Raw genomic sequence first — 718 nt, forward strand, 5'->3', positions numbered from 1 at the left:
AGCTACAAGCACCTCTTCTCCTCGCCCAAGATGGTGCAGCACCTCGTCGAAGGTTTCATCCCCGACGACTGGATGAAGCGGCTCGACTTCACCACCCTGGAAAAAGTCCCCGCGAGCTACGTGAGCGACGACCTGCGCGAGCGCGCCGACGACGTCCTCTGGCGGGTGAAGACCGGCGAAGACTGGCTCTACCTCTACTTCCTGATCGAATTTCAAAGCAGCGTCGCCCCCTGGATGGCCGTGCGCATGCTCACCTACGTGGGGCTCCTCTACCAAGACCTCATCAAGGGCGGGCAGATCCAGGGCAAGAAACTACCGCCGGTCTTGCCGATCGTCTTCTACACCGGCGAAGAGCGCTGGAGCGCCCCCACCGACATCGCCGAGCTCCTGCCCGAGCACCCGCCGGGGATCCTCGGAAACTACCTGCCGCGGCTTGCCTACTTCCTCGTCGATGAAAACGCCTATAGTGACGAAGTGCTCGACAGCCTGCAAAACGCCGTGGCCGCCACCATCCGGCTCAAACGGCTAGAGACGGCCGAAGATATCGCCCGGCTGGGTGCGGCGATGCGCGCCTGGTTCGCGGGCGATCCGGAACTTCAGCGCATTCTCGCGCTCTGGATACGCGAGTACCTGCTACGAGACCTCAAGCCCGAGCTCGACGTGCCCGAATCCTACGACCTGGGGGAAATGACCATGCAATTCGCCGAACGCATCAAAG

1 protein-coding gene is annotated in these 718 nt (G+C 62.4%); it reads left to right on the forward strand.

Annotated elements, in window-relative coordinates; all coding sequences use genetic code 11:
* The coding region (locus tag OA56_RS09090) for an Rpn family recombination-promoting nuclease/putative transposase (protein WP_461584813.1) at nt 1–718 on the forward strand (718 nt) is incomplete at both ends.

The organism is Tepidiphilus sp. HLB4, from assembly GCF_054823945.1.